23 protein-coding genes are annotated in these 19,226 nt (G+C 40.0%); 9 read left to right on the forward strand and 14 right to left on the reverse strand.

All coding sequences use genetic code 11. From position 1 onward, the window contains the following. Positions 1-33 precede the first annotated feature (33 nt). From R2Q78_RS17005 to R2Q78_RS17015, 3 genes are all read right to left on the reverse strand, one after another. Positions 34-207, reverse strand: coding sequence for a hypothetical protein (locus R2Q78_RS17005; RefSeq protein WP_316793742.1), 174 nt, complete (start codon positions 205-207; stop codon positions 34-36). 80 nt (positions 208-287) lie between these two features. Then, the gene (locus R2Q78_RS17010; protein ID WP_316793743.1) at positions 288-671 is read right to left on the reverse strand and encodes a hypothetical protein; all 384 of its coding nucleotides are present in this window, start codon (positions 669-671) and stop codon (positions 288-290) included. Positions 672-696: 25 nt separating this feature from the next. Further along, complete coding sequence (locus R2Q78_RS17015) at positions 697-879, reverse strand: hypothetical protein (protein WP_316793744.1); 183 nt, start codon at positions 877-879, stop codon at positions 697-699. Between the two features lie 227 nt (positions 880-1,106). Between R2Q78_RS17015 and R2Q78_RS17020 the strand changes: the two genes are divergently transcribed. The 4 genes from R2Q78_RS17020 (at position 1,107) to R2Q78_RS17035 (ending at position 3,405) form a co-directional block, all read left to right on the forward strand. Beyond that, positions 1,107-1,340: a hypothetical protein gene (locus tag R2Q78_RS17020; RefSeq protein WP_316793745.1), complete on the forward strand. Its 234-nt coding sequence runs from the start codon at positions 1,107-1,109 to the stop codon at positions 1,338-1,340. Between the two features lie 104 nt (positions 1,341-1,444). Further along, complete coding sequence (locus tag R2Q78_RS17025) at positions 1,445-2,080, forward strand: DUF6266 family protein (RefSeq protein WP_316793746.1); 636 nt, start codon at positions 1,445-1,447, stop codon at positions 2,078-2,080. 66 nt (positions 2,081-2,146) lie between these two features. Continuing rightward, positions 2,147-2,776 (forward strand): DUF6266 family protein, encoded by a 630-nt coding sequence (locus R2Q78_RS17030; protein WP_316793747.1) that lies wholly within the window; start codon positions 2,147-2,149, stop codon positions 2,774-2,776. 2 nt (positions 2,777-2,778) lie between these two features. Further along, positions 2,779-3,405, forward strand: coding sequence for a DUF6266 family protein (locus R2Q78_RS17035; protein WP_316793748.1), 627 nt, complete (start codon positions 2,779-2,781; stop codon positions 3,403-3,405). Between the two features lie 40 nt (positions 3,406-3,445). On the opposite strand, the gene R2Q78_RS17040 is transcribed toward R2Q78_RS17035, so the two are convergent. Together R2Q78_RS17040 and R2Q78_RS17045 are read right to left on the reverse strand one after the other, a co-directional pair. Further along, a complete protein-coding gene (locus R2Q78_RS17040; RefSeq protein ID WP_316793749.1) occupies positions 3,446-4,012 on the reverse strand; it encodes a hypothetical protein in 567 nt (188 codons plus the stop codon). Positions 4,013-4,229: 217 nt separating this feature from the next. Further along, positions 4,230-7,082, reverse strand: a complete 2,853-nt coding sequence (locus R2Q78_RS17045; protein WP_316793750.1) for a TonB-dependent receptor — start codon at positions 7,080-7,082, stop codon at positions 4,230-4,232. Positions 7,083-7,344: 262 nt separating this feature from the next. On the opposite strand from R2Q78_RS17045, the gene R2Q78_RS17050 reads away from it, so the two are divergent. From R2Q78_RS17050 to R2Q78_RS17060, 3 genes are all read left to right on the forward strand, one after another. Continuing rightward, positions 7,345-7,770 (forward strand): hypothetical protein, encoded by a 426-nt coding sequence (locus R2Q78_RS17050; protein WP_316793751.1) that lies wholly within the window; start codon positions 7,345-7,347, stop codon positions 7,768-7,770. A gap of 87 nt (positions 7,771-7,857) precedes the next feature. Continuing rightward, positions 7,858-8,433: a hypothetical protein gene (locus R2Q78_RS17055; protein WP_316793752.1), complete on the forward strand. Its 576-nt coding sequence runs from the start codon at positions 7,858-7,860 to the stop codon at positions 8,431-8,433. Next, positions 8,430-8,726 carry a hypothetical protein gene (locus R2Q78_RS17060; RefSeq protein WP_316793753.1) on the forward strand — a complete coding sequence of 99 codons (297 nt, stop codon included), beginning with the start codon at positions 8,430-8,432 and terminating at the stop codon, positions 8,724-8,726. The genes R2Q78_RS17055 and R2Q78_RS17060 overlap by 4 nt, the downstream gene beginning before the upstream one ends. 209 nt (positions 8,727-8,935) lie before the next feature. Here the strand turns inward: R2Q78_RS17060 and R2Q78_RS17065 are convergent, their stop codons facing one another. From R2Q78_RS17065 to R2Q78_RS17085, 5 genes are all read right to left on the reverse strand, one after another. Then, positions 8,936-9,478, reverse strand: a complete 543-nt coding sequence (locus tag R2Q78_RS17065; protein ID WP_316793754.1) for a hypothetical protein — start codon at positions 9,476-9,478, stop codon at positions 8,936-8,938. A 95-nt stretch (positions 9,479-9,573) separates the two neighbouring features. Continuing rightward, entirely contained in the window at positions 9,574-10,200 is a 627-nt protein-coding gene (locus R2Q78_RS17070) for a DMP19 family protein (RefSeq protein WP_316793755.1), read from the reverse strand. Beyond that, on the reverse strand, positions 10,187-10,942 hold the full coding sequence (locus tag R2Q78_RS17075; RefSeq protein ID WP_316793756.1) for a hypothetical protein: 756 nt from the start codon (positions 10,940-10,942) through the stop codon (positions 10,187-10,189). Before R2Q78_RS17075 ends, R2Q78_RS17070 begins: the two co-directional genes overlap by 14 nt. Before the next feature lie 69 nt (positions 10,943-11,011). Then, positions 11,012-11,470: a YcxB family protein gene (locus tag R2Q78_RS17080; RefSeq protein WP_316793757.1), complete on the reverse strand. Its 459-nt coding sequence runs from the start codon at positions 11,468-11,470 to the stop codon at positions 11,012-11,014. 121 nt (positions 11,471-11,591) lie between these two features. Continuing rightward, positions 11,592-11,945: a hypothetical protein gene (locus R2Q78_RS17085; protein ID WP_316793758.1), complete on the reverse strand. Its 354-nt coding sequence runs from the start codon at positions 11,943-11,945 to the stop codon at positions 11,592-11,594. Between the two features lie 645 nt (positions 11,946-12,590). On the opposite strand from R2Q78_RS17085, the gene R2Q78_RS17090 reads away from it, so the two are divergent. Continuing rightward, a complete protein-coding gene (locus R2Q78_RS17090) occupies positions 12,591-13,070 on the forward strand; it encodes a hypothetical protein (RefSeq protein WP_316793759.1) in 480 nt (159 codons plus the stop codon). Between the two features lie 38 nt (positions 13,071-13,108). Here R2Q78_RS17090 and R2Q78_RS17095 read toward each other — a convergent pair whose 3' ends face one another. After that, positions 13,109-13,690 carry a hypothetical protein gene (locus tag R2Q78_RS17095; protein WP_316793760.1) on the reverse strand — a complete coding sequence of 194 codons (582 nt, stop codon included), beginning with the start codon at positions 13,688-13,690 and terminating at the stop codon, positions 13,109-13,111. 150 nt (positions 13,691-13,840) lie between these two features. Here R2Q78_RS17095 and R2Q78_RS17100 point away from each other — a divergent pair, with 150 nt between their 5' ends. Then, a complete protein-coding gene (locus tag R2Q78_RS17100; protein ID WP_316793761.1) occupies positions 13,841-16,531 on the forward strand; it encodes a TonB-dependent receptor in 2,691 nt (896 codons plus the stop codon). 19 nt (positions 16,532-16,550) lie between these two features. Here R2Q78_RS17100 and R2Q78_RS17105 read toward each other — a convergent pair whose 3' ends face one another. The 3 genes from R2Q78_RS17105 to R2Q78_RS17115 form a co-directional block, all read right to left on the reverse strand. Beyond that, entirely contained in the window at positions 16,551-17,891 is a 1,341-nt protein-coding gene (locus R2Q78_RS17105; protein WP_316793762.1) for an alpha-L-fucosidase, read from the reverse strand. 148 nt (positions 17,892-18,039) lie between these two features. Beyond that, the gene (locus R2Q78_RS17110; protein WP_316793763.1) at positions 18,040-18,258 is read right to left on the reverse strand and encodes a helix-turn-helix transcriptional regulator; all 219 of its coding nucleotides are present in this window, start codon (positions 18,256-18,258) and stop codon (positions 18,040-18,042) included. 2 nt (positions 18,259-18,260) lie between these two features. After that, positions 18,261-19,226 carry a DUF2975 domain-containing protein gene (locus R2Q78_RS17115; RefSeq protein ID WP_316793764.1) on the reverse strand — a complete coding sequence of 322 codons (966 nt, stop codon included), beginning with the start codon at positions 19,224-19,226 and terminating at the stop codon, positions 18,261-18,263.

Below are 19,226 nucleotides of genomic sequence, written 5' to 3' on the forward strand. Positions count from 1 at the left end.
TGGCTTTTTAGAGCCGATATGGGTTGATGGCTGTTACTTATTGGGCGTCAACTTAAACTTAATGTTACGTTTTGTGGGAGCTAGCTTGGTAGGGGCAGGGAAGAATGCCCTACATACTGCCTTAAAACCTTCAACGATTGCTCCAATCAGCATTTCAAAAATGAACCAAACTAAAAATTCTACTATCAATCCGAATAATGCTGACATGGGCTAGGTGTTTTCCATTATAAATATAATAGATTATTTAAACTTCTGAAAATTCTCAATCCAGTACGTATATTCATAATTTACATTTTCAAATTACCTATTTCAATTACCTCGCATTCTGCTACACGTCTTGGTACTTCCATGAAATAGCCTTTCAGACCTAAGACAATTTTATCATTATGGTAGTTTCGCGTTTCAGAATTGATGATCCACATTTGTGCAATGCCAGATAAAGGAACTGAGCCTTGCTCTTCCAAAATTACATTTCCGCGTTCGTCCAGAAACTCCGGCCAGATCATGAAAAATTGATTAGTCCCGTCGTGTGAAGGGTGGTAGTACCAGAAGTCAGAACGGTAACCTTGGTGTGGTGTATATTTTCGTCCGCCTTCTTCAGCTAAATAAAAACGATATTTAACTTTAAAATCAGCTTCGTGTCCGAGTCTATTCTGGTAAGGAGTGTGCATATTAAAATCCTAATGGGTTATATGATTATAATACATCTAATGCAACGATGCTTCTGATCTTTTCGATTAGAAATGTAGTTTCTTTGATGTGATGGTCATTCAATCTTTTGTAACGTTCTTCCCAGGATAGATTTTCGTCGTCAACATACTTCGGGACTTTGACCCATTTATAAGTACTTAATATTTCATTTTTTTCTTCAGGCGTCATGACTTCATAAAATGCGTTTATAATATTATTTAAAACTAGGTAATATTTAGGTAAATCAGAAAAAGCGAATGACCAGGGATGGATTATAATTGGTGTGTTGTTCAGGATGTTTAATGCTTGGTCGGATACTGTGAAGTTGCTTCGTGATTAATTAAAATAGTTTCATTTTTTTGATCCTGCCTCCGCTTTATTTTTGGGTATGAAGAAATCATCAAACCTAAAGAATTATGAAAACATGCTCTTTATTTATCTCTATAAAAGACGTGGAGGAACTGGCAAATGTAAGTCCTAGTACCGCTCAGCGGAAATTGCAATTCGTAAGAAAACACTTTAACATAGCCCCTTATGGGGAGGTGACGATGCGGGAGTACTGCGCTTGTTTTCGCCTGGATATAGCTGATGTGCAGTGGCGACTTAAGGGTAATGATGCTCTGGAATTGTTGTCAAATGTTGTCAAATGATATCAATTGTTGTCATAAGTTGCAGTCTATTAGGTTTTTGTGAATACCGAATTTAGATTTGGCTCACAATTAACTCAATGGTTTCACAATAAATTCTTATGATTATGGGAATTCAACATTTAGGTGCCTTTGGCGGTTTCCAGGGAAAAGCTGGAGCGCTGGTGGGGCACCGCGTAAATGGACAAAACGTGATTACGGGTGTGCCGTATCCGTCTACTAAGCCGCCCACGCAGTCTCAATTGGATGTGCGCAGCATCTTCAGGGTCATGATCGACTTCATCAGGCCGATCAATAGTTTTCTGCAGGTGGGTTTTAAACACGTGAAGAAGGAGAAGCAGTCGGCCTTCAACTATGCCTTCAGGGAAAACTACGATGCGGTAGCCAAGGTGTTTCCTTTTGCCATCGATTACACGAAGATCGTGCTGAGCAAGGGTCACTTGGATACGCCTTACATCCCCGAGGTAGCTAGCGCTGCGGGGGCTGTGGTGTTTGAATGGCTGGCTAATGTGGGTATGGGTGGTGGTGCGGCGACAGACCGGATCTCGGTACTGGTGTACAATCCGGCGAAGGACGCCTTTGTAGGGCTGATGCAGGTAGTACCCCGCTCTGCGCTCACTTACACGTTGGCACTGCCAGCCGATTTTACGGGCGACATGGTTTCTTGCTGGATCAGCGCGGTATCTGCGGATGGTAAGGTGGTGAGCGACAGTGCGTACCTGGGTCAGGTAACTGTGGCTTGACCTTCTTTTACAGACCGGTGGCGATGTGTGCTGCCGGTCTTTTCTTTTACTTAAATCAATGATGTGATGGGAATTTTAGATGATGGTTTGTTTGGTGGTTTCCGCGGAAAGACTGGTGCCCTGGTAGGCCGAAAAGTAAATGGGCAATCTGTGATCACTGCATCGTACCGCAAGAGTGGCAGGATGAACAGGGATTCGTTGCCTGCTCAATTGCTGGTGCTGCCTATGATGGTGAGTTTTTTGTCGCCCATTAAGGAGCTGATCGCATTGGGTTTCCGCAAGTACAAAAAGCACCAAACGGCTTTTAGTGCTGCGGTGAGTTATAACCTGAGGCATGCTATTGTGTATAATGGTACGGAGCCATTGATCGATTGCTCGGAATTGTGCTATAGCAAGGGAGCGGTGTTGACGAACCTTGTCACGGTGATCATGATGGATGAAGGGGGCTCGCTGATATTCAGCTGGTCTGCTGGCACGCAGGCTGATCAGATGGATCTGGGTACGTTTCTGCTCTATGATGAGGATGCCCAGCTTTTTTATGTGGAGCGTGATGCTGCCAGGAGGCACGAGGAAATCTACTTCTTTACTTTGCCGCCCGGCATTGCTGGCCATAGGTTGCATGGTTATATGAGCTACTCGGCCGCTGAGGGAAAGGGGCAGAGTGATACGATGTATGCAAGTTATGTAATTGTGTAGCCATGAGTAGTGTAGATTTTGGCCCCTTTGGCGATTATCGCGGCAGGTTGGGTAACTTGGTTTTCTATAAGTTGATGGGCAGGCAGGTGGTACGGCGCATCGGTCGCAGTGTTTCTCCTTCTGTGGCGCAGTTGGCGGGTTGGCAGCGGATGTCTGTAGTGAATGCGTTTCTGAAACCCATCATGCCTTTTATCAATGTGGGGTATGCGGTGCAGGCGCAGGAATCGGGCATGTTTCCGCAGAATGCGGCGGTGTCTTATTTGTTGAGGTATGCTGTGAAGGGTTCGTACCCTTTTTTGGAGATGGACTATTCGAGGGTTTTGGTGTCGCGGGGTGTATTGGCTCCGGCGCAGAATGCCAGTGTTGTTTTGTTGCCGGAGGGATTACGTTTTAGCTGGTCTTATGATCCTTCGTTTCCGTTTTCTTTGCCCAGCGATGAGGTGATGGTAATGGCGTATTTCCCGGGATTGGCCAAGGCGGTGTTTGAGATTGGTACTGCCGTAAGGAGCAGCGGTTCTGTTGTGTTGGCTTTACCGGATGGTATGGCAGGGGGTATGGAGCTGTATATTTCTTTTGTGGCGGTAAACAGGAAAGAGGTAAGTGATAGTGTGTATTTGGGAGGGCTTTGAATAAGAAAAATATAACCTCACAGTCAAACTCCATTCATAATTATTTCTTAGATCTCCATTGTATTTTACAGAATGAGTCATCTACAAAATCATCCAAGGGCTGAAGGTTTTTTAAACTTTGAACCATAAATATACTATCAACAACTGCTCCGTTAACCTCTTTCGTGTATTTCTTGCATATAGCATCAGCTGTCCACATCACAGCAGTGCGTGGCTTTTCAATTAATTGATAATAGGTTTTGCATTCGGGAAATTCTCTCATATCTGGCAATATAAGATGCGGTCCGGTTCTTGGTCTGACAATTTGATATCTTCTCTCAACATTCGAGAACGCGTTGGCATCAATATCCCATGCGAAAATTTTGTTTTTATTTATTTTATCATCAAAACTCCCTAAAACAATTGGTTTCAAAGCACCAGGTTTTGGAGCAAACAGAGAAATATAAAAACCCCAATAATCAACAGGAACTGGTCCATGGTTGTTGATTTTTAGCAATTCACCATACACTTGAATAACCATCACTTTCTTAGTTACTAATTCGGGGGTTTGTTTACTAAGATTTAAACAAGTAAAAAAAAATAGTAAAGAAAGATGTATATAATTCATATTCTAATTGATTAATCTCCAGCTATCGGGTCAGGAAGAAACTGAAACCCGATGCATAATCTAGCCATAGAAGATGGTAGACTAATATAAAAAATAAAATCAAAGTAAATAGGATAGAACAAATGCAGCAGTGTCTTATTTGTTCAAGGATGGTATGGCAGGGGATATGAGCAGTGAAAAAGAGAGGGCCAGCTCTTATCGCCAGCCCCCCTTTAACTTATAAACTCCATTTGAGCCCCAGTTGTCCCCTTATCCCATAAAGTTCCACCTGTTTTGGTCTGCTATCATCTCCATAATAGTATTCCAGTTTCTGGTTTAATAGGTTGTTTGCCTCGGCAAATATGGTAAAGTGGTTGGTAAGCCTAAAGGAAATGTTTGCATCCAGCGCAGCATAGTCACCGTAATACACGTCATCCCTTTTAAGCCCCGTGGTGCCGTGTTCGATAATATATTTTGCTTTAAAATTGTACGCAGCCCTTACATTGACTTTCCCTTTTTCATAGTATAGCTGTGCATTTATCAGATGATCTCCCTGCCTTGGCAAGCTGGTCTTACCTGAACGGCCTGGAATAGTCATTTCAGATTTAGTGAAAGTGTAATTTGCCTGAGCTCCGAACCCGCTCAGGAAGCCAGGAAGAAAATCAAATTTTTTGTTGCCGCTGACTTCTATACCGAAGAGCCACGCATTGTCACCGTTTAGGGGTTGGGAAATCTCAACACCTGTATGTCCGTTGATGTCACCCTGTCTTGTATCCATAAAGATTGGATCGGTGATAACTTTATAAAATACTCCTGCGGAAATCACGTCAAGCTTTCCAAAATAATGTTCAGCCATCAAATCAAAATTATAAGCATAGGTTGGATCCACGTCAGGGTTACCGCCATCGTATTCATTGTCTGCAGCCAGGTAAGTTCCCCCGGGAACTAGATATCCAAAATCAGGCCTTGTAAAAGTTCTTGTCGCAGCAAATCTTAAGTTGGTGTTTTCCTCCGGTGTATATTTAAAGTGAAGCATCGGAAGAATAGACCAATAATCCTTGGTTTTTATCACTTTCGACAGCAGGCCTTTCGGATTGATATCAGTCACGTCATATTGGTAACCGGTAACTTTGGTGTGCGTATTTGTAGCTCTTAAACCTCCCAAAAAAGTAAATTTATCGTTTATCTTATAAGTAGCCATGCCATAAACTGAAGTATGGGTTTCATCTACATCAAAATTTCTACCGAGGCCACCACCATTTGCCAGGATTTCCGAGTCTCCTTCAGCCAATGCCAGGTTGCCATTGCTGAAATTATCATGGTAAAACTGGTTCATCCCATTTTTGGAGAGTACGGGCCCGAAGCTGTCACCAATGTTCGTGTTTAGTTCATTGAGATACTCTTTACCGCCGGGCTGATAAATATTGTACTGTCCATACGATGCTAAGTTAGGTACAGCGCCCGCTCCTGTCCAGTTGTAAAATTCATCGGAAAACGTTGCCCTTCGGTCTTTGTCTCTAAATTTGGCGCCAAACTTAAAAGTAAGATTATCATTAGCAGTGAGTTCATAATTTAAGGTTGCAACAATATTATCCCTTTCCTTTACGCCAACTTTATAGAGTTCCAAAGTAGTAAAATTCATCTGTCCAGCTGTGGTCTGGAAATTTGGAGTCGATAAATAGTCGAACATGTTGTCATTGTTCATAATGCCACCGTCACTATTCCAGTATGCCCTTGGTCCGTTACCTTTATCCTGAATGAACGCAGGGTTAAAGCCAACGCCATCCTGCTTGAAAAATAAAGAGTAATAACTGTTGTTTTTAGCGTCAGGCACGTTTCCATAATAAAAGGTAGTGCTGTAGTGTGCAGCGCTCCAGTCTAGAATTCCTTTACTACCGATGTGTTTTCCTCCAATTTCTCCGCCATAAAAGTCAAAATTTAATTCATTATAGATATTCTGAAGTTCAATTCGGCCATTATTGGTCGTTTTGTTGAATTTATCGAAGCGAATGCGTTGTTTATAATGCAGTTCCTCATCTAATAGTTTGCCATAGTTCAGCTTCACAAAGAGCTTATCTTTATCAGTAGGATTGAACTCAAAACCTCCATTAACACCCGTTGTTTTTCTTTTTCCTGTATAATCTCTCAATTCCAGACGGTAAACACCTTCATCTCCTGATCTCCTCGCTTCAAAATTATCAGAGGCCCAGTTGCGGTTCCATTGTGCAATGTTTAATATATAACCAAACTTTCCGTTCTTACTTTTATCGCCCAATAATAGGGATCCGCTGTAAATTCCCTTTTCAGACTTTGCGTTATAACCAGCTCCGACAGTGGCATCGAGTGTAAATTTTGATGGAGCCGTCTTGGTGATAAAGTTTACGCTTCCACCAAGGGCATCTGCATCAATATCCGGAGTAAGCGCCTTTGCTACTTCAACATAACCAATCATTTCTGTAGGAAAAAAGTCGAAAGCAGTCGCCCTGCTTGCGCCTTCATCAGCGGCCGTCGGCAGTCTGTTGCCATTCAATGTAGTGGAACTCCATTCTGCCGGCAACCCCCTTACCGCAACATAACGGCCCTCGCCCTGATCACGTTCAATAGATACACCGGGTACGCGCTGCACCGCCTCGGCTGCATTTCTGTCGGGCAATTTTCCTATACCGTCTGCAGCAATAACATTCAATACATTGACGGCATTTTTTTGAATGTTCAATGCTTTGGCTTCGCTCAATCGCTTACCACCGTTTGATGAAACCACAACCTCGTTTAAATCTTGGGAGATCGGTTTCAACAGCATGTCTGGAACAATGGTTATTTTGCCGGACTCGACCTTGACGCTTTCATTTCTTTTTTCGTAGCCAAGGTACCCCACCGTAATTGTGTAGCTTCCGGCAGTAATACCCGTGATGGTGAAATTTCCATCAAAATCTGTAGTCACGTTTTTTTGAGTTCCGTCAACTTTTATCGTGGCACCTGGAAGAGGGAATCTTGCATCCAGAACCCGTCCTTTTAAAGAACCTGTTTGAGCGATAGCAGTTAGCGAAAAAAATAAAATATTGACAATAATTAAAAATGTATTCTTTTTCATTGTGACCAAATATTAGTATTTGTAAAATTATGACCGCAAAAATCAATTTTAATTTAGCATTTGTGAACTTTTTTCGATTAAGGAATTCTTAATAACATGTTATACTTAAGTTAAAGCAAGGAGCATCCAGAGTGAATTGTGTGTGTATCAGTGTTGCTTTACTGCCGGAGGGATTGCGTTGACCAGGCTTATGAAAATTGACTGGAAATATTTACTTTGCAGATATCTTCATCGTCAGGAAGTTTACAGTTAAGTAAGCCAAATGATGATATTGCTAATTGAAATTCTCGGTACTCAAATGTCATTAGGAAATATTTTTATCGTTCTCTTTATCCATCTGATATTGCCTTTGATAGGGCTCATAATTTACCTGCGCCTATTGGCTAAGCTTAAAAAAGAGAATCTAGCTAAGCTAGGGATTGATTTTTTTATATTATTTATTACTTATGGTGGTTTACTGATGTCCTTGTTAACTGCCCTGTTTTGGAAGTATTCGGGTATGGCTGCATTAGGGGCTTTCTATTTAATCATCCTTGCACCGATTTTAATGGGAATTATCGCATATAACAATCATAAGGTAACATCGGTATCTAAATATCACAAGCTTGCCTTTCAAGCTGCTTTATACTATTTAACCATCATTCCAGTAATGCTGGTCGTTAGTTATTTTTTTAGGGCTTATATTTAACCACTTGAAATTCTATATATTTATTCGCGACGCACAAAAAATGTTTGGAAAGTACGATAATTTGGATGGTTTATTTAAAATAATCAGATGAGTTTGTTAGACGTTGTTGACATTTTTTCAAACCTCTCACTAATTGGGAATAAAAACATAGCTAAGAAGAAACCGAAGGTTTACGTCGTCTTTGAGATTCTTTTAGCCCTGAGTATTTTTTGGTTTGCTTTAGAGCTAAACTTAATATTCAATTTATTATCACCGATAGTGTTCCTTTCACTCTTCATCGCATTTGGCCTAATTTTAACAATTGGAATAATAATACTGATATACAAAAAGAATCTAATTGAAGAGTTGCGCTGGCGAGGGTTTTTTACAATTCTTATTCCAATAATCCTGTTGACTATTTCTTTCGCAAGTTTTGCCAATAGGACTTATGAGGTCGATAAGCATGAATCACTTGTGACAATCCGTGACCCATTGCAAGGGAGAAATATCTCCAGAGTACTCGTTACGCTGGACGGAGAAGAAATCAGAATAAGAGTTCCTAAATCAATTGGCGGCACATTGCAAAATGGAGACACGTTAAGCGTAGAGAAAAAAGATGGATTAATGGGATTCGGAATTATTATGGTAGGGAGATATAAAAGTAGTCAGACACTAACACAATGAAAAAAATAAATATTCAAATTCTACTTACCACAACCATCAGTTTGCTGCTTTTAACAGCAGTTAGTCTGATAGCTGCTGGTACAGTAGATGAGGGTACAGATGGAGGTAGTCTCTGGGTATTGGCATTTTCCAAGTTGTTCTATATTCTTCGATTCCCTACACATCCATTATTTTGGAATATTATGGGAGACAGTGGATGGTTTGTTTTCTTGGGTTTGTTGGCTGTAAATGCCTTGATTTATGGATTTCTTATTGAACGGTTGCTATCTTATTTTAAATATGGAAAGCGGTAGATATTAGTCTTCAAACCATAGATATGATGTTAGAACTTATAGCGAACTTTTGGCCTTTTATTCTCTTAGCTATTCCAGTTGCGATTTACGCGATTTATAAAGCTCGGATCAAAGGTGCTATAGGAGAAAAGACAGTTGCTTGGAAATTATCCAGGTTACCTAAGTCAAGGTATAAGGTGATCAATAACCTTTGTGATCAAATTGTATTGCTATTTAAAACCAGCAATAAATTGTTCAAGAATAAAGAGCTGTAGTCTCGAGTATTTACTCGTATCGCTTTCCTCGTTTGGAAATTGGGTGCGAAATTTAAAGCAATTGTAACGGTGTCCGCGTTTTATCTCCACCACATACAAAGAAAAAGGTCGATGCATCGGCGCGTTAAAAGCTGTGTCCTCCTGACTCCGGTAATTCATTAAATCCAGGGAATCTATTTTGTCGATAAAATCAGCCATTCCACTGATCGGCATGATGGGAGAGGTTTCAATTTTAGACACTTTTCTTTTAAAAGCAGGAATTTTGCAAATTTCGCCAACATTCTCTGAGTCATCATCGCTCGAAAGTGAAATGATGCGCTCGACGGATGTTCCATTATTAATCCATATCCGGCATGCAAATTTTGAATCGCTCATTGCGATCGGAAACAACCTACTGGCAGAATAGCCTAGATTGTAGAAGGGTAAGTAGACCTCTTTTCTTGCAGAGCATCCATAAATTAGGCAGGCAATAATTATCCAAACAAAAGCGCGTTTCATAAATCTATTTTAAGCATTTTCAGGTTAAGAATTGCTGTGTGCAACCAACCTTCAGAATCAATTGGCTTAGTACCTGAAGAAACAGGTGTAGATACCTACCTGGTTCCCCGTGTTACAAAGGCCTCTTTGTTTTTCCTGATAAAAGCAATTTGTAATTCCCCAAGCGGTTCCTTAAGCTTGTAAAACTGATCATCAAATTTATCTAGAGGGTTGTCTTCATATGACTTACTAAAGCCTTCAGTTGTGCCATCCTGATGCTTGGTAATGTGCTCCTTTTCCTTTTCGTACACTTCATTCGCGGCTTGAGTTAGTGCTGCAAATTGAGTAGCGCCAATCAGCTTTAATGCATCGGGCACCAACTTGGTAAATTGCCCACTTGGATTGTAGTAGAACTGGTTAAAGCCGCCATTGTTTACTTCATTCTCAAGTACACAACTAACATAAATAGCCTGTTGTGGCTTGGGGAGAGAAAGAATGTAAGCCAGCTCCTGATCTGAATCAGTTGGTATACTCCGAGAGATGTGCTGAAACACAAGCCACACAAGAGCCGAGTCTGGAGTCTGATCTATTTTCTCTGTTGTAAGCGGTTCTAGCAATATAGGTGCTTCGATAATCGTGGAACTGTTGATCTCTGTATTCGAAGTACAGGCACTGAGCGAAATGCAGGTGATGACAGCGAATAACAGAACGAGAGATTTATGCATAAAACTATTCACATTCATATTTGAAGTCATATAATTTATCGGATTTTTTGCCAAGGATATTTTCGATAAGATGAAGAGAAGTAATTTTTTTCGACTCTGTTTTATAAGATAAATTGTATGTGCTTACTTGTTTGGTCTGATAATATGTGTCTTCTGTCAATATTTCCACAGATTTCAGTTGGTTTTTACTGGTATTTCCAAAATATCGTGTGTTGGGAAGCAGTATCGGATGTGGCAAACTATAGTACAAAGGGTTTGTAGCGCTGAGCAGATCTACAGCTTTTTCATTCAGATTATAAGTAAAAGTAAATGTTGTCTTAAATAAATACGGCAAGTACTTTTCCTGGGTAATTTTGACAAGATTTCCTTCGTGGTAAGAAAACTTTAATCGATCTCTATCTATTGTCATGGATTCAATAAATCCATCACTGCCATAATTGAAGGAGATTGCTTGAAAGAGCACTTTAGTTACTTTACCTTGCGCATTTAAAGGATATATGTAATCATTTTCCCTTGAGAAAATTTTAACTGTGTCTTGTAAATACTCAAGAGAAAAACTTGGAAAAGTGGCCTCTGATGAAGAAGTCATCCCACTTAAATTGCCATGTTCGTCATAATTCACGATACCATCGCTGTGGATTTGCGAATTGAATGTGTATCCGATTGAAGTAACCTTGCATTTGCCATCGCCTTGGTTGTCCTTTTTACAAGAGTATAAGAATGTGAACGCTAATAAGAGAAAATAATGAAAGTGTTTCATTTAGAATTTTTAATAAAAATTAAAGATTTGAAAGCTTGTATAGTTTGGTTTGTTCGTATTTTGTTTTAATTACCATTTCCAGTCGAGTTGCTGAATATGTGGGATATTGAATTTTTGGATGATAGCCTCTATCTCCTTATTTAACTCAGGAATGGTTTTAGGAATAACAAGCACTTGCCCTGGGCTCAGTTTTATGAAGTAAATATCCCGAATCTCATCTACCGATCTAACTTCACTTAGTTTTACAGAACTGTCGGAAGCATCATCTATCACCCTGATACGCTCATCGCCAATCTCAACTTGTACAAATCCGCCAGATGAGTTTTCTAACCTGTTTTTTACATGCTTGGTGTAATGTCTTTTATGTTTCCATTTAATGTAGATATTTCCAAAACATAAAACTAGTAGGGTCCATGTCAATCCATAATAGAGAAGGAAATTGTCTTTTTGCACAAGTCCGAAAGAAACCATGAAAACACCTATTACCAGAAGAAAAATAAATGACTTCCTTCGGGTTTTTTTCTTCATTGGATTGGTTGATGCTTCATATAATTGAAATGTTATATGATCGTGTTCAGTGATATGGAGTGAGTGCATGAAATTAGGTGTTATATCAGCCAAACATAGTAAATATCCTTGTAAAGGAAGATTAAGGACTAATGGTCTCTATCCCGTGCTCGTCCGTTGTGCTTTCTCCGCCTTCATTGTCGGATGTTTCAGGTTCATCTTTTTCTTCTTCAGTTATCTCCGGTTGATCCTTTTCTTCCTCCGTTATTTCGGGTTGATCTTGCTGATCGGTATCGTCAGTATGATCAGCCTTGTCAGCAGTTTTCTGATCAGATCCGGCAGCAGCTTTTGCTGCTTCAGGAGTGTTTTCAGTTGATGGCTCAGTTTTTTCTGCATTCGGGATCACTGTTTCGATTTCAGCACCCGGATCGGCATTTGGTTCAGGGTGAGTATTGTTTTCTTTCAGATCTTTATTCTTATCGTGTATGTTTTCCATTGTCGTAGATTTTGTTCTAGTTCAACAGATCAAAGCCCCCACATGTTTGAACTATTTATTACGAGATATTTAGCAGCATCATTAGTCCGCTCTTTCATATACCGTAAATGTAGCTCTCTAATGAATTCGATAATTATACCAATAATGTCGTCCATGACTTAAAATTGCTTTGATTGAACATACGTATTAAATCTCAATATTTTGAGATAATATCCAAAATTCCGTATAATTATTCAATAAAATTAATTATTAAGATATTGTTGGTTTTATTTGGTTAAATACATAAGTTTGAAAAAACAAAATATGTATGTGATAAGCTAATATTATACATTTGCAAAATCTTCAAAATATTTGGAGCATTTAGCACTTAAGAGTCTCGCTATAGAAACCTAGGAAATTTCATCGCAACGAGAGGATAAGTGAAAGGTGCTCACGCTATAAAAGCGTGGGCTCCGCTTATTCGTTGCACGGTCTCCTAGGACCTCTATAGCGGTAAGTGGGGTTCGCGCTTTTTGCGTTTTTACAACATTCGACTTTTGATTCCGTAGCCCAGGTAATCAGTCGCTTAAAGCCAAAATCCCACTTTCAGATTCTGTATAGTATCCGCTTACCGCGAAAAGAGGGAAATAAACAAACATATCAGCTATGAAAAAAACGATACAACTGGTCGTAGTGGCCGCGCTTTGCCTGAATTTTTGCTACGGGCAGAATAAAAAGAATTGTCCTAAGCCTGGAACTACCCGGACTCACATCTATGCTTTTACAGGGTATAAGTCTGGTTATAAGAGTAGTTGTCGCATTAGTGCAGACGAGTTTATGCGGGGGAAGATGATTACTGTCCGCAATTATACCATTCCGCAATTGTATGCCATTGCTTTGAGATTGGCACCGCCTGATGACTCTTCTTTTAAAGCTGGTGAGCAGGAGAAAGTCATCATTGATGTTCGTCAGCCTGAGAAACTGAAGCGGCTATATTGTTATAAGTTGGTAGTCCCTTATGATCATCAGGATGATTTTTATGTATTGATGCACAAAAGCCTTGATGGGGAATGGCCGGAGTATGAAGTGAAAATGGAGAAAAAAGATAAGGAATATTTTATGGTAATCAGGGATAAAGAGTATTAAAGCCGCATGGAGCATAAATCCTCCATGCAGCTTTCTGATTAAAAATCTGTGGCAATCGCTGATTTACCAAGGTCAAACAGATTTGTAAAATATTGCTCCATCGTGTCAAGGATTTTTTGCTTTGACGGCTTGATCTCAGAGCCACTTTTTCTGGTGACTTCGCCTTCCAGCGGGTATCTTTTTGTAACTGTACGTATGGAGTCCGTTTTTGTGACTTTAAAGGCCATTTCTGATACCGTAACCCTATACCTGTTGTCTTTAACTTGTATGGCCACCATTGCGTCCATGGGGTAATGCAGGAGCGTGGGCACGTTAAAAAACGTGAGTGGTCTGTTGATTTTGAAAGTATTGTTGGATAAATACCCAATAAAATCACCCTCAGTAAAATAGCTGTCGTTTTTGTGTTTGTAGTAGGGTATGGTACTGAGGTGAACGGCAACTTTGTCGCTCAGTTCATCCTTAGAAAGATTAGAAGTAAATACTTTTTGGTAATAGATGTTTCTGTCCTTAAGGAAGATACTGGTTTTGGAGAGGCTGTCGTTTACGACAGTTGTAGCCGCCGTCCCTTTTTGCATGTAGCAAAGCAAGGGAACAAGCAAAGCAAGCATTGTTCTTTTCATGATTTCATTTGTTTTTGTGTGATGATAATTTATGAAAAAAAACCCAAATCATCATCGCAAAGCAAACAAATCTATGACTGATGCGAAATTTTTACAAGTGGGTATATTAATTCAATTATTAATGTTAATTTTCTGGACAACTGAAACTTTATGCGCTCTCCTTCAAAGTTTTTTTCTTTTTGTCACTACTTTGGCGATATTCGCTACCCTGTCAGTGGTAGAAGGCTTCTGATTCTCTTATTGTTTCTTGCTCCTGCATTTACAGTCAAGGCTCAGAAAGCCCGGAAAATCAAAGGCGTAGTCGTCGATAGCCTGGGCAAGGGAGTCATACCTGCGTATATACAGCTGATTTCGGGGAGGGATACTTTTAAAACCAACACAGACACCCTGGGGAATTTTGTTTTTAATAAGCCGGTTCTTAGTAACTTTCGGTTGACCATCACTAGCCTGGGATATAATCTCTTTGATGGCAATTACACGATAGAAGACATTAAAACAGATGTGGAGCTAAAGCGGATTGAACTTAAGCCGGCTTTCAATTTGCTCAAAGAGGTTGAAATCAAAGCAAAGATTAATCCTATAACATTTAAACAAGACACGGTGGAATATAACGTGGATGCCTACATAGTGCGTGAGCATGACCGCTTGGGAGATCTGGTAAAACAATTGCCGGGACTTTCCATTGATCATAACGGCAATGCATCTTCAATGGGTGAAAAACTGGTTAAAATTAGGGTCAATGGTGAAGATTTTTTTACTGGTAATGTGAAAGAATTTCTAGAAAAGCTGCCCGCGCATATTGTCGCTAAGATCCAGATCATAGATGATTATGGTGATCTGGCAAATTTTACAAAAGTAAAAGTTGGGAAACCTGAGAAGATAATTAACATTGTAACCAAACCGAATAAGGATTTCGGAAAATTCGGATCTGTAACCACCAATGGGGGAACAAATAACCAATTGGGAGGGGCCATAACAGGTAATATTTGGGCCAAGACGAAGCAAATCTCGTTGACCGGTGGTTATAATACTGAAGATAACGGTGCGGGGAAGAGTGAACGGATTATTTCTGAAGCTACGTATGCTGATCGGATTAGTCCCAAATGGAAAGCTAAATCAACCTATAAATTTGAGCGAAATAATAGCAATAATAACCACGAGAGTTTTACGGAAACGGTGAACAATCTTGGGAGTATTTTGGATAATTATTATTCTGAGGGGACTGTGGTCAACAATATGCATGAGCTAAAGCTGGAGTTAATGAATGGAATCAATATTATTCGATTTTCTTCTGCATTAAAAGAGGCTGATGAGCTGACTTTTTCCCGTTTGAACCGAAACGGTTTGATAAGAAGGGACTTGGCGACGACGGGAGATTCTCATAGTTTAATACCAAATGTATCGCTTAGTGGCCAATTTGGGTATAGCCCTGGTAAAACAAATCGCGGATTCTTTTCCCTGCAGCCTTCTCTTAGGTATTCAGAAAATTCGATTGACAACTTTTTAAACGAAGTGACCACTTATTATCAGGCTGGAATGGATAATTCTGATAAAGGTGTTGTTGTTAACAGGTTGCTGGAGTCCCGTCAGCAGTTGCTGAACTTGAGTACCAGCGTTGACTATAGTCATCCGCTTGAGAAGCCTCAGGGAATGAATTATAAGAATCTTCAGTTTAGGTACACTCCATCTTTTTCCTATCAGGCCAACACAAGGAATTCAAAATTTGAAAATGCCAATTTGGTTTATGATAAAGTAGATTCCTTGAGTACAAAAAACAGATCGTCTATATTTAAGCAGAACCTATTTGCCGGGCTAGTTGTATTTTCAGGGAAAATGAGGTATAATCTTGGGTTCGATACTCGTTACATAAAAAGAAGTGCGATTTATAATAATGCAGTTGAGCCAATTGGAACTGATTTATGGAGTATATTGCCCGAGGCTGATTTTTCTCTTATGTCTGACGATGGCTCAAAATCGCTCAGTTTTAGGTTTGAGGCAGTGAGAGAGCTTCCCGAACTCATAGAGTTGCAACCGGGCAGAGATGCAACGAATCTTCAGAATATCATTATTGGTAATCCAGATTTGAGGCCAACCACGACAAATAGCTCCAGTGTTGATGTATCATATAACACTAAAAATGGAAGTTTTGTGAGCTTTATGGCTGGTGGTGAATGGGTGAAAAACCTGATTGTTATGAATAGTATAATTATTCCAGATACATTGAACAGTTTAAAACAACAGACCACATTTGAAAATGCCAATGGTTACTATAGCCTGAACGGAACATTTTCTTTGTCTAAACCGTTTGGAAATAATAAATATAAAGTCGCCTTTAGCAGCGATATAGGTTATATGCGAAATGTGTTCTTTACCGAGGGAACCAAGAGCTTTGCAAAGTCTTTAAATCTGTCGCAGGAATTAAAATTTACAGCAAATCAGAAATGGCTTTCGCTAACCAGTACTGCAAGTTATTCGTTTAGTGGAAATCAGTACACCCTGCGGAGTAATAATCTACAGGATATCAAGACCTGGTGTTTTCAATCCGATGCTCAATTTATCATCAATGGGAGGTTATTGGCAGGGTTTAATCTCAGTAAAACCATCTATGAGGGTTACACATTCGACCGGGCCAATCCTTTTTTACTTAACCTTAGTATTGACCAGTATTTGTTTAAGAATAGGTTTGGTCAACTCAAGCTGGCAGCATTCGATGTTTTCAATCAGGGCAACAATATCGAGAGGAATTTTGGTGCAAACTCCTATACTGACTTTATAAACAACCAGGCGACACGCTATTTCAAACTGAGTTTTATTATGAGATTTGAAAAATTTGGCAAATAGTGATTTTTTGACCTTAAAACTAGAAAACAATTTTTACTGCGTCTGGCATTCTGGTCCTGTCTTTTGGCGCAATCTCTACAAACAAGTAATCGCCGTTCTTTTTGAATTGCAACGGTTGGCCTGTTCTGAGTAATGTCACTTTTTTAGGAACTGAAGAGGTCCCTATTTTTAGGGTTCCCTGATGGCCTGGCAGTGCAAAGGCGTACAGCGTATTGGTTTTTGCGGTAACCGGCACGTTGGATACTTCAGGGTAGTTGCCACCCTCAACATCCACGACCGCTTCTTTGCTATGCTTCATCCACAATGCCATTTCTTTCATCGCTGTTAAGGCCGGTTGTGGAATAGCGCCATTGCCATCTGGTGCAACATTGGCCAGATAATTGCCTCCCCAGGCTCTTAGTTTAATCAGATTGCTGATCACGGTACTAGCCTCGTCATAAGTGTCATTGGTGCTGTAGCTCCACCACCTGGTTGGCCAAATCGGATCGCAGGTTTCAAACCAACCCTTAAAACGCTTTTCTGGCAATTTGCCTTCAGAATCTCCGAAATCGCCAGCCCCACCATTTCTGCGGTTAAGTACAATACCAGGTTGAAGCTTGCGCACTTCATTGTCACTAATTTCTCCCGCTCCACCATCAAACCAAAGCAGATCGATCTTACCATAATTCGTCAATAGTTCGCGCACCTGGCTGGCTACCATTTCTTTCCTTTTGGCATCATGATCAGCTGGTTTTTTAGGTAAAACAGCTATAGGCAGATGGTTCATGTCCAGTAAACTGCCATTGTAGCTCCAGCTGCGGTAGTTTCTGTCAAACCACCAATCTGGTGGAGAGTAGTATAGCCCAACCTTGAGTCCGTATTTTCTGCAGGCTTCAATAAATGGTTTTACGAAATCTTTGCCGTTCAACTTGGTTTGCGTTCCTAAATCACCATGTTTGGATGGCCAAAGTGTATAGCCATCATGATGTTTTGTGGTCAAGACTGCATATTCAAAACCAGCATTTTTAGCTTGTTTGATCATTTCGTCAGGATTATATTTTTGTGGATTCCATTTATCCATCAGGCTGTAGTAAAAGTTGGGCGTTACGGTGCCATCATCCGGCCAGGATTTATTGGCCAGCATGCACCAGGAAATATCTCCGCCGCCATAAGTGGCTATAGCGCCCCAATGGATAAAAAGTCCCAGTCCGGCTTTGGGAAACCAGGCAGCCATTGGATCGGGATTAAACTTCCCGGTTCCAGACGTAATATCAGCTGGCATATTTAGCAATTGATGCTGGGCATTGGCTGCATCGTTATTCTGCGCATTTGAAACTGTATAACAGGCGATAAAAAGGGCGAGAACACTTAGTTTTTTCAAGAACATATCAATTTTGTATTTCCAGTTTGGGTTTTGTATTAATGTAGTTTTTTGTTTCGGAATGGAATATAGACTAAATTAATCAATACAAATCTAAAAGATAGGATTCTAGTTGTGTAAATGAATCTTACCTGTTTCCTAAGTTATCTTAGCGATGGATATTTAGTTCTGAGTATTCCAGGATATCTCCGGGCTGACATTCCAGTACTCTGCAGATGGCGTTAAGTGTCTCTATCCGAATGGCTTTTGCTTTTCCTGTTTTAAGAATTGAAAGATTGGAAATGGTAATTCCTACTTTCTCGCTCAATTCGGATAAAGACATTTTTCGCTTAGCGAGCATCACATCAATGTTTATAATTATTGCCATACTTAAACCGTTAGGTCCTGTTCGTCTTTTAGTCTTTTTCCTTGTCTGAATGCGAAATACAACGCCGTAAAGATAAGACCTAATATTGCAGGTTTCCACAGAAAAGCCCATATATCAGCACTCATCTTGATGTCGGTAGTAAAATAACGTTGGAAAATCAGGTACAGCACCAGGTTGAGCAAAAGTAAAAATACGGGAATGGCAAATAGAATAATGGCCATGCGCTTAAGTCTTTTGACATTGGTTTCAGAAAAAGGATTGCCTCTCGCAATCTCAAGTAGGAACTGGATGAAACCGCCGAATAGGTAGTATGTAACTCCTATACCTGTAATTGCAAGAGAGATCGGGAACATTGCAAATATGATGTCAACAGTCCTTTTATTTACCGGTATCATGATGCTTTTGTTGTCAGGATTGTAACGAAATGGAATGGGTACATCAGTTTCTTTACACTTGTAAACAGTTTGGTTTGCTCTGGTTGATTTTACGGATTGGCATTTCGTTTTCCTTAAATAGGCCTGATCGTCCTTCACATAATATTTTATGGGATTTTCCCGCTTTCCTGTGTCCAATGTCCACCATTGAAGTATGATCAAATTGATTTTTTTGATGGGTATCTCATTTCGCTCGAAAATAAAATCATCTGAAGACGTCCTTACTGCCCCGATACCCAGGTAAGTAACACCATTCCCGCCTGTTCCATTTAAAAGACTCCGTTTAAAGCGGATACTGTCGGTTTTTTTCTTATACTGGTAATGTGGCAGTGTGCCTGGAATTTCGGGGTCTATAGGAGGTAATTTATCTATTTGATACTCAGAAACATCAGTTGAAATAACACTGGTTGTTGAGGTACTGATAGTGCTACTGGTACTAAGTTGAAATGTCAATATTGCAAAGCCAATGAAAGGTATGGCCAACACAGCAATGATAATGCTAATGGTTTTCTGAGAGGGTATTATGATTTTCAT

The organism is Pedobacter frigoris (assembly GCF_032678645.1).
GTDB classification, from domain to species: Bacteria; Bacteroidota; Bacteroidia; order Sphingobacteriales; family Sphingobacteriaceae; genus Pedobacter; species Pedobacter frigoris_A.

What these genes read in the sequence shown, in the direction of transcription:
- R2Q78_RS17005 (WP_316793742.1), bottom strand. Translation starts at nt 207, where the DNA reads ATGTCAGCATTATTCGGATTGATAGTAGAATTTTTAGTTTGGTTCATT.
- R2Q78_RS17010 (WP_316793743.1), bottom strand. Translation starts at nt 671, where the DNA reads ATGCACACTCCTTACCAGAATAGACTCGGACACGAAGCTGATTTTAAA.
- R2Q78_RS17015 (WP_316793744.1), bottom strand. Translation starts at nt 879, where the DNA reads ATGACGCCTGAAGAAAAAAATGAAATATTAAGTACTTATAAATGGGTC.
- R2Q78_RS17020 (WP_316793745.1), top strand. Translation starts at nt 1,107, where the DNA reads ATGAAAACATGCTCTTTATTTATCTCTATAAAAGACGTGGAGGAACTG.
- R2Q78_RS17025 (WP_316793746.1), top strand. Translation starts at nt 1,445, where the DNA reads ATGGGAATTCAACATTTAGGTGCCTTTGGCGGTTTCCAGGGAAAAGCT.
- R2Q78_RS17030 (WP_316793747.1), top strand. Translation starts at nt 2,147, where the DNA reads ATGGGAATTTTAGATGATGGTTTGTTTGGTGGTTTCCGCGGAAAGACT.
- R2Q78_RS17035 (WP_316793748.1), top strand. Translation starts at nt 2,779, where the DNA reads ATGAGTAGTGTAGATTTTGGCCCCTTTGGCGATTATCGCGGCAGGTTG.
- R2Q78_RS17040 (WP_316793749.1), bottom strand. Translation starts at nt 4,012, where the DNA reads ATGAATTATATACATCTTTCTTTACTATTTTTTTTTACTTGTTTAAAT.
- R2Q78_RS17045 (WP_316793750.1), bottom strand. Translation starts at nt 7,082, where the DNA reads ATGAAAAAGAATACATTTTTAATTATTGTCAATATTTTATTTTTTTCG.
- R2Q78_RS17050 (WP_316793751.1), top strand. Translation starts at nt 7,345, where the DNA reads ATGATGATATTGCTAATTGAAATTCTCGGTACTCAAATGTCATTAGGA.
- R2Q78_RS17055 (WP_316793752.1), top strand. Translation starts at nt 7,858, where the DNA reads ATGAGTTTGTTAGACGTTGTTGACATTTTTTCAAACCTCTCACTAATT.
- R2Q78_RS17060 (WP_316793753.1), top strand. Translation starts at nt 8,430, where the DNA reads ATGAAAAAAATAAATATTCAAATTCTACTTACCACAACCATCAGTTTG.
- R2Q78_RS17065 (WP_316793754.1), bottom strand. Translation starts at nt 9,478, where the DNA reads ATGAAACGCGCTTTTGTTTGGATAATTATTGCCTGCCTAATTTATGGA.
- R2Q78_RS17070 (WP_316793755.1), bottom strand. Translation starts at nt 10,200, where the DNA reads ATGAATGTGAATAGTTTTATGCATAAATCTCTCGTTCTGTTATTCGCT.
- R2Q78_RS17075 (WP_316793756.1), bottom strand. Translation starts at nt 10,942, where the DNA reads ATGAAACACTTTCATTATTTTCTCTTATTAGCGTTCACATTCTTATAC.
- R2Q78_RS17080 (WP_316793757.1), bottom strand. Translation starts at nt 11,470, where the DNA reads ATGAAGAAAAAAACCCGAAGGAAGTCATTTATTTTTCTTCTGGTAATA.
- R2Q78_RS17085 (WP_316793758.1), bottom strand. Translation starts at nt 11,945, where the DNA reads ATGGAAAACATACACGATAAGAATAAAGATCTGAAAGAAAACAATACT.
- R2Q78_RS17090 (WP_316793759.1), top strand. Translation starts at nt 12,591, where the DNA reads ATGAAAAAAACGATACAACTGGTCGTAGTGGCCGCGCTTTGCCTGAAT.
- R2Q78_RS17095 (WP_316793760.1), bottom strand. Translation starts at nt 13,690, where the DNA reads ATGAAAAGAACAATGCTTGCTTTGCTTGTTCCCTTGCTTTGCTACATG.
- R2Q78_RS17100 (WP_316793761.1), top strand. Translation starts at nt 13,841, where the DNA reads ATGCGCTCTCCTTCAAAGTTTTTTTCTTTTTGTCACTACTTTGGCGAT.
- R2Q78_RS17110 (WP_316793763.1), bottom strand. Translation starts at nt 18,258, where the DNA reads ATGGCAATAATTATAAACATTGATGTGATGCTCGCTAAGCGAAAAATG.
- R2Q78_RS17115 (WP_316793764.1), bottom strand. Translation starts at nt 19,226, where the DNA reads ATGAAAATCATAATACCCTCTCAGAAAACCATTAGCATTATCATTGCT.